The sequence below is a fragment of the Polaromonas sp. YR568 genome, from assembly GCF_943369675.1.
Classification (GTDB): domain Bacteria; phylum Pseudomonadota; class Gammaproteobacteria; order Burkholderiales; family Burkholderiaceae_C; genus Polaromonas.
In genome coordinates, this window is the sequence record NZ_CALROB020000040.1 from 41,138 (window position 1) to 48,457 (window position 7,320).

Consider the following 7,320-nt stretch of genomic DNA (forward strand, 5'->3'; position numbering starts at 1 on the left):
CGCATTCCTTGGAAATCATTGCTGCGGCCTGCAAGGGATATCCTGGCACGCCTTGCTTTTGTTTATCGGCTGGTTGCGGTGGAAACTTGAGCCGGAACTGCGTTCGTTCCGGGCTTTTTTTCATCCGTTTTTTAGAAGGTTTCCCAATCGCCGCCGGCTGCCGCCAGCTCGCGCGGCGCGGCGATGGCCTGCTGCGCCTGGGGTGGTTGTTTGGGCTTGGCGGCCGGGCGCGCGGCGGCCTTGGGGCGCTGCGCCGTGGGCGGCAGTTCATGGCCGTCCTCCAGCTGGAACACACTGACGACCTGTGAGAGCTCACCGGCCTGCTCCTGCAGCGACGATGCGGCAGCGGCCGCTTCCTCCACCAGCGCGGCGTTCTGCTGCGTGACCTGGTCCATCTGCGTGATGGCCTGGTTGACCTGTTCGATGCCGGCCGTCTGCTCCTGGCTCGCGGCCGTGATCTCGGCCATGATGTCGGTCACGCGCTTGACGCTGTCGACGATCTCGTCCATGGTGCGGCCGGCTTCGGCGACCTGCTTGCTGCCCTCTTCGACCTTGTCGACCGAGTCACCGATCAGGGTCTTGATTTCCTTGGCGGCTGCGGCGCTGCGTTGCGCGAGGTTGCGAACTTCAGCGGCCACCACGGCAAAGCCACGGCCTTGTTCACCGGCACGCGCCGCTTCCACAGCCGCATTCAAAGCCAGGATGTTGGTCTGGAAGGCAATGCCGTCGATGACACCGATGATGTCGACGATCTTGCGCGAGGACGCATTGATCGCGCCCATGGTGCCGACCACTTCAGCGACCACGCTGCCGCCCTTGACGGCGACGCTGGAGGCCGACACGGCCAGCTGGTTGGCCTGGCGCGCATTGTCGGCATTCTGTTTCACGGTCGACGTGAGTTCTTCCATCGAAGCGGCGGTTTCTTCCAGCGAACTCGCCTGCTCTTCAGTGCGTGACGACAGGTCATGGTTGCCGGCGGCAATTTCGCTGCTGGCCGTGGCGATGGTGCCGCTGGCCTGGCGGATCTGGCTGATCACGCGGGTCAGTTCCTGCTGCATCTTGTGGATGGCATACAGCAGGCTGCGGCTGTCGCCCTTGCGCAGGTCCACGTGCACCGTCAGGTCGCCCGCGGCCACACGGTCGACGATGCCCGCGGCATAGGCCGGCTCGCCGCCGATCTGCAGGCCCAGCATGCGCGCCATCGCCACGCCCAGGCCTATGCTGGCGGCGATGCCGGCCAGCACCAGCACCAGCATCATCAAACGCGAGGCCTTGTAGGTGCCGGCCACGTTCTCCATGCTGGCCTTGGCCTGCTCGTCGCTGTAGGCGACCATTTTCTGCAGGATTTCCTCGACCACGCGCGAGTCCTTCACCAGCACCGCGCTGTCGTCGAACACCTTGCCGTCGTACTGCGAGGAGTCCAGCGACTGCTTCATGAGCAGCGCCACAAAATCCGTCATCTGCTGCTTGAGCGCCGGCATTTTGGCGGCGTACTGCTGGTACAGCGCCGCGCCCGAGGCCTCGTCTTCCAGCAAGGGCTTGACCTCGGCCATCAGCTCGTCAACCTCCTTCAAGGCCGCCGTGATGTCTTTTTTGCCGGTGTTGCGCTCGCCGATGGACGAGGCCGACAACAGCGTCATCTGCGCCCGGCTGGCGTACAGCAGGTGGATGTTCGCCTCCTGCACGCCCTTGAGGCCGCGCACCTCCTCGTTGTAGAGGGTCTCGGTGGCGGCGCTGATGCGGCCCATGTGAAAAATGCCCAGGCCGCCAATGACGGCGCCTATGGCCGCGACGACGAGGAAACTGCCGACCAGCTTGGTCATGACGCGAAGTTGATGAAACCACTGCATATTTTTATTCCTTGGATGGCCGCGGATGCGAACGTTGAACTCAACAGATAACAAACACAAAAACTAGACAGGCTCCCAATGCCCGGCGGTCGCCGATGACGTGCCCGATGGGGGGATGCGCGCCAGGCGCCGCGATGCGGGGTGGGCCTCTTCAAGCCGGAACACGCCGACCACCTGCGACAGCCCGGCGGCCTGCTCCTGCAGCGACGACGCCGCGGCGGCGGCTTGCTCGACCAGCGCGGCGTTCTGCTGTGTGACCTGGTCCATCTGCGTGATGGCCCGGTTGACTTGCTCGATGCCGGCCGTCTGCTCCTGGCTGGCGGCGGTGATCTCGGCCATGATGTCGGTCACGCGCTTGACGCTGGCGACGATTTCGTCCATGGTCTTTCCGGCCTCGGCGACTTGTTGGCTGCCCTCTTCGACTTTGTCGACAGAGTCGCCGATCAGGGTCTTGATTTCTTTCGCGGCGGCGGCGCTGCGCTGGGCCAGGGTCCGCACCTCGGCGGCCACGACCGCAAAGCCCCGGCCCTGCTCACCGGCGCGCGCGGCTTCCACGGCGGCATTCAAGGCCAGGATGTTGGTCTGGAAGGCAATGCCGTCGATCACGCCGATGATGTCGACGATCTTTCTGGACGAGGCATTGATGGCATCCATGGTGCCGACGACCTCGGCCACCACGCTGCCGCCCTTGACGGCCACGCTGGAGGCCGTCACGGCCAGCTGATTGGCCTGCCGGGCGTTGTCGGCATTCTGCTTGACGGTGCCCGTCAACTCTTCCATCGAGGCCGCGGTTTCTTCGAGCGAGCTGGCCTGCTGCCCGGTGCGCGCGGACAAATCATGGTTGCCGGCCGCGATCTGGCTGGAGGCGGTCGCGATGGTGTCGGTGCCGGCGCGGACCTCGCCCACCACCTTGAGCAACCTGTCGCGCATGCCGCGCATCGCATGCAGCAGGCTGGCCTGGTCCCCGTCCTTCAGCGAAATGGCAACCGTCAGGTCGCCCGCCGCGATCTGGTGGGCGATGCGGGTCGCCAGCGCGGGCTCGCCGCCCAGCTGGCGCAGCAGGCTGCGGATGATGGCGGCGGCCACGGCGATGCTGGAGGCCAGGCCCGCGAGCAGCACCGCCAGCATCAGCCAGTTCGCCGAGGCAATGTCGCCTTTCGCGGCGGCTTCATCCGCCGAAAACCGCCGGGTCGCCATGTCCACAACCTGGTCGACGGCCTTGCGGTGCGCTTCATAGTGCTGCGTCAAACGGGCCATGGCGGCCGCGGCGGCGGCAGGGTCCTGCCTGTCCATCGCGGGGATGAATTCATTGGCGGCGACCGCGTAAAACGCCAGGGCGGGTGTGTGGCCCTGTTCGAGGAAGACCTGGCGCAGGTCTTTTTCCAGCGGCTGCGTTTGCCAGAAGGCATGGCGCGTGTCGTACTCGCCCTTCAGGGCTGCCAGGCGCGCCACCAGCTGTTTGCGCACGCCCGCATCGGGCGCATCCTGGATCTGCATGCAGACCAGGTAGGACTCGATGATGTATTCCGGCGGCGGCAGGATGTCGGCAATCAGGTCCTTGCTCTGGACGATGCGCTCATACAGCGGCCCGTTCACCTTGACCTCGTGAAGCGTCTTGAAAGACCAGGCGCCGCAGGCGATAAAACCGCACGCGAAACATCCCATCAAGACGACAAAACGGGTTTTGATGTTGAGCTGGCTGAGCATCATGTCTGCGTCAAAGGCCCAAGGCCTGGCGCTCCCGGCTTTCGGCCGCTACAACGGCCTCCTTGATCGGCGCCGCGATGGCCTGCCGCGCGCGGGGCGGTTGGCGGGGCGCCGGCCTGCTGGCGTAGGCCGGGACCGCATACTGGATGTCGCGGTCATGGCCGCCTTCCAGCTTGAACACACTGACCACCTGCGAGAGGTTCCCGGCCTGTTCCTGCATGGAAGATGCAGCTGCGGCAGCCTCTTCGACCAGCGCGGCATTCTGCTGCGTGACCTGGTCCATTTGTGTAATCGCCTGGTTGACCTGTTCGATGCCGGCCGTCTGTTCGTGGCTGGCAGCCGTGATCTCGGCCATGATGTCGGTGACGCGTTTTACGCTGCTGACGATCTCGTCCATGGTGCGGCCGGCCTCGGCGACCTGCTTGCTGCCTTCCTCGACCTTGCCGACCGAGTCGCCGATCAGGGCCTTGATTTCTTTCGCGGCGGCGGCGCTGCGTTGGGCCAGGCTTCGAACCTCGGCGGCAACCACCGCAAAGCCCCGGCCCTGCTCACCGGCACGCGCGGCTTCCACCGCGGCATTCAAGGCCAGGATGTTGGTCTGGAAGGCAATGCCGTCGATCACGCTGATGATGTCGACGATTTTTTTCGAGGAGGCATTGATGGCGCCCATGGTGCCGACCACGTCGGCCACCACGCTGCCGCCCTTGACGGCAATGCTGGAGGCCGAGACCGCGAGCTGGTTGGCCTGCTTCGCGTTGTCGGCGTTCTGCTTGACGGTGGAGGTGATCTGCTCCATCGAAGCGGCCGTCTCTTCCAGCGCGCTGGCCTGCTGTTCGGTGCGCGACGACAGGTCATGGTTGCCGGCGGCGATCTGGCTGGAAGCGGTGGCGATGGTGTCGGTGCCGCTGCGCACGTTGCCGACGATGCCCACCAGGTTGTCGTTCATGTTCTTCAGGGCCTGCATCAGCTGGCCGGTCTCGTCCTGGCTGCCGACCACGATGCGGCTGGTCAGGTCGCCGGCGGCCACGGTCTCGGCCACCTGCAGGGCGCGGCTCAGCGGGCGCGTGATGCCCAGCGTGAGCCACCACGACAGCAGGCCGCCCAGCGCCAGCGCCGCCAGCGCCATGGCGCCCAGGCTCATGCGGCTGGAGCGGTAGAGCACGTCGATGGCGCTCACCGTCTGGTCGATGTGGTTTTTCTGGAAAGACAGCATGGCCTTGATGCTGGCGTCGTAGGCTTCCAGCGCCGGCACCAGCTTGGTGTCCACCAGTTCCACCGCCTGCGCGGACTGGCCTTCGGCCTTGAGCTTGAGGGCCGCCGTGCGCAAGCCGATGTAGGCCGTGCGTTTTTTCATGCTGTCTTCGTACAGGCTTTTTTCTTCCGGCGTGTCCAGCATGGCCAGCAGCTTTCCCGAGGTCTCGGTGATGGCCAGGCTGGTTTTGGCGATGTTCTTCTGGAAATATTCCTGGTCGTGCGGGTCGTCGGTTTTCACCAGCGCGAAGGTGCGCACGCTGTTGGTGCTGGTCGCGACCAGCCAGTCGGCCGCGAGCCGCTCCTTGACCAGCGCCTGGCTGGCCATGTCGCTGGTGGCATGGCCCACGCCCTGCAGGCGCCAGATGCCCAGCACCGCGATGGCCGTGAGGAACACCAGCACCAGCGCGAAGCCCAGGCCCAGGCGGGTGCCGATCTTGAAATTACGGATAAGCATGAAACTCTTTGTAGAAGGTGACGTGTGTGTGCATAGCCGGCGCAACGCGTCAGGTCATCTGCTTCATGATGCGGACCAGTTTTCCGCCGTACTCGGGATCCGTCGCATAACCGGCGCGCTGCAGGCCGTGCGCCGCCTCGGCCGGGTCGCGCGTGGCGACCACGCCGGAATAGCGCGGGTTGTTCGACAGGAATTTCGCGTAGTCGGCAAAGGCCTCGTCGTACGAGCCGTAGGCGCGGAAAGCGGCGCGGGTCTTCTGCGGCGCGCCGTTGACAAATTCGGTGGTGGCGCTTTCGGCCACCGGGCCTTTCCAGCTGCGGTCGGCCTTGATGCCGAAGACGTTGAAGCTGGTGCTGCCGTCTTCCATGCGGATTTCGCGCTTGCCCCAGCCGGACTCCAGCGCGGCCTGCGCCATGATCAGTTGCGCCGGCACGCCGCTGGCTTCGCTGGCGCGCTGCGCGGCCGGCAGCATGCGCGAGACAAAGGCCTCGACGTGCGCCTGCGGCAGCGCGCTGCGGCTCAGCGTCGCCTGCGCGGTGGCTTCCTCATACACCGAGAGGTCCACCCGGCCGGCGGCGGGCGCATAGGCCTGCGGCATGGGGAGTGACCTGGGCGCCACCGCGCCGGCCCCGCCGGGGAACATGGGCTGCATGGGAAGGCCGCCGGCTTGCGGCGCGGCGTCCCCGCCCGTCATGCGGCTCAACTGCGCATACATCGCATCGGCCAGGCCCAGGCCGCGGCCCGAGAGGTTTTGCGACAGCTGCTGGTCCAGCATCGAGGTGTACATTTTTTCCGACTGGCTGCTGAACATGCCGTCCTGGGGCGTGGCGTCGCGCATGCTTTTGAGCACCATGTTCATGAACATGACCTCGAACTGCTTGGAGGCCTGCTTCATGCCCTCCTGCGGCGAGCTGCGCGCCGTGCGCCGGAGTTCGTCGACGCCCTGGATGTCCAGCGACAGGCGCTGGTCGAGGACGCCGGAGGCCGGTGTGTTCAGGCCGCTGGTGCCGGCGATGGAGGTATTGCTCATGCTGCTTAGATGATTTCGAGTTCGGCGCGCAGCGCGCCCGCGGCCTTCATGGCCTGCAGGATGGACACCAGGTCCTGCGGGTTCGCGCCCAGGGCGTTCAGGCCCTTGATCACGTCGGCCAGCGATGCGCCGCCCTTGACGACCTGCAGCGCGCCGCCGCCCTGGCTCAGTTCGATCTGCGAGCGCTGGGTGGCCACGGTGTTGCCGCCCGACAAGGGGCCGGGCTGGCTGATGACGGGGTCGGTGTTGATGACCACCGACAGGCTGCCGTGCGCGACGGCGCAGTCGTTGATGCGCACCGTCTGGTTCATCACGACCGAGCCGGTGCGCGCGTTGATCACCACCTTGGCCACGGCCTGCGCCGGGTTCACGTCGATGTCCTCGATGCGGGCCAGGAAACCGACGCGCTCTTCGGGGCGGGCCGGCGCGCTGACCTGGATCATGCGGGCGTCCAGCGCCTGCGCCGTGCCGGGGCCGAAGCTGCGGTTGATCGCGTCCACGGCTTTTTGCGCGGTGCCGAAATCGCTTTTGTTGAGTTCAATCACCAGCGTGCCGTCGCCGCCCAGCGGGGACTCCACCGCGCGCTCGACGATGGCGCCGGCCGGGATGCGGCCCGAACTGAGCTGGTTGACCTTGACCTGGCTGCCGCTGGCCGACGCGCCGGCGCCGCCCACCACCATATTGCCCTGCGCCAGCGCATAGACCTGGCCGTCCGCGCCCTTGAGCGGCGTCATCAGCAAGGTGCCGCCGCGCAGGCTCTTGGCATTGCCCAGCGAAGACACCGTGATGTCGATGGCCTGGCCCGGCCGCACAAAGGGCGGCAGCACGGCGGTCACCATCACGGCGGCCACGTTTTTGAGCTGCATGTTGGTGCCGGGCGGCACCGTCACGCCGAGCTGGCCCAGCATGTTGTTCAGGCTTTGCGTGGTGAAAGGCGTCTGCATGGTCTGGTCGCCGCTGCCGTCCAGGCCCACCATCAGGCCGTAGCCGATCAGCGGGTTGTCGCGCACGCCCTGGATGCTGGC

Annotated in this window: 5 protein-coding genes; all 5 read right to left on the minus strand. The window is 66.2% G+C overall.

The features are described 5' to 3' along the window. Positions 1 to 131 precede the first annotated feature (131 nt). The gene (locus ACLV8F_RS19440; protein WP_411885846.1) at positions 132 to 1,850 is read right to left on the minus strand and encodes a methyl-accepting chemotaxis protein; all 1,719 of its coding nucleotides are present in this window, start codon (positions 1,848 to 1,850) and stop codon (positions 132 to 134) included. A gap of 63 nt (positions 1,851 to 1,913) precedes the next feature. Next, complete coding sequence (locus tag ACLV8F_RS19445) at positions 1,914 to 3,560, minus strand: methyl-accepting chemotaxis protein (protein ID WP_411885847.1); 1,647 nt, start codon at positions 3,558 to 3,560, stop codon at positions 1,914 to 1,916. A gap of 7 nt (positions 3,561 to 3,567) precedes the next feature. Beyond that, entirely contained in the window at positions 3,568 to 5,265 is a 1,698-nt protein-coding gene (locus tag ACLV8F_RS19450; protein ID WP_411885848.1) for a methyl-accepting chemotaxis protein, read from the minus strand. A gap of 49 nt (positions 5,266 to 5,314) precedes the next feature. After that, on the minus strand, positions 5,315 to 6,295 hold the full coding sequence (gene flgJ / locus ACLV8F_RS19455; protein ID WP_411885849.1) for a flagellar assembly peptidoglycan hydrolase FlgJ: 981 nt from the start codon (positions 6,293 to 6,295) through the stop codon (positions 5,315 to 5,317). 5 nt (positions 6,296 to 6,300) lie between these two features. Continuing rightward, positions 6,301 to 7,320 (minus strand): flagellar basal body P-ring protein FlgI (locus ACLV8F_RS19460; RefSeq protein WP_411885850.1); only part of this gene is annotated, 1,020 nt, incomplete at its 5' end.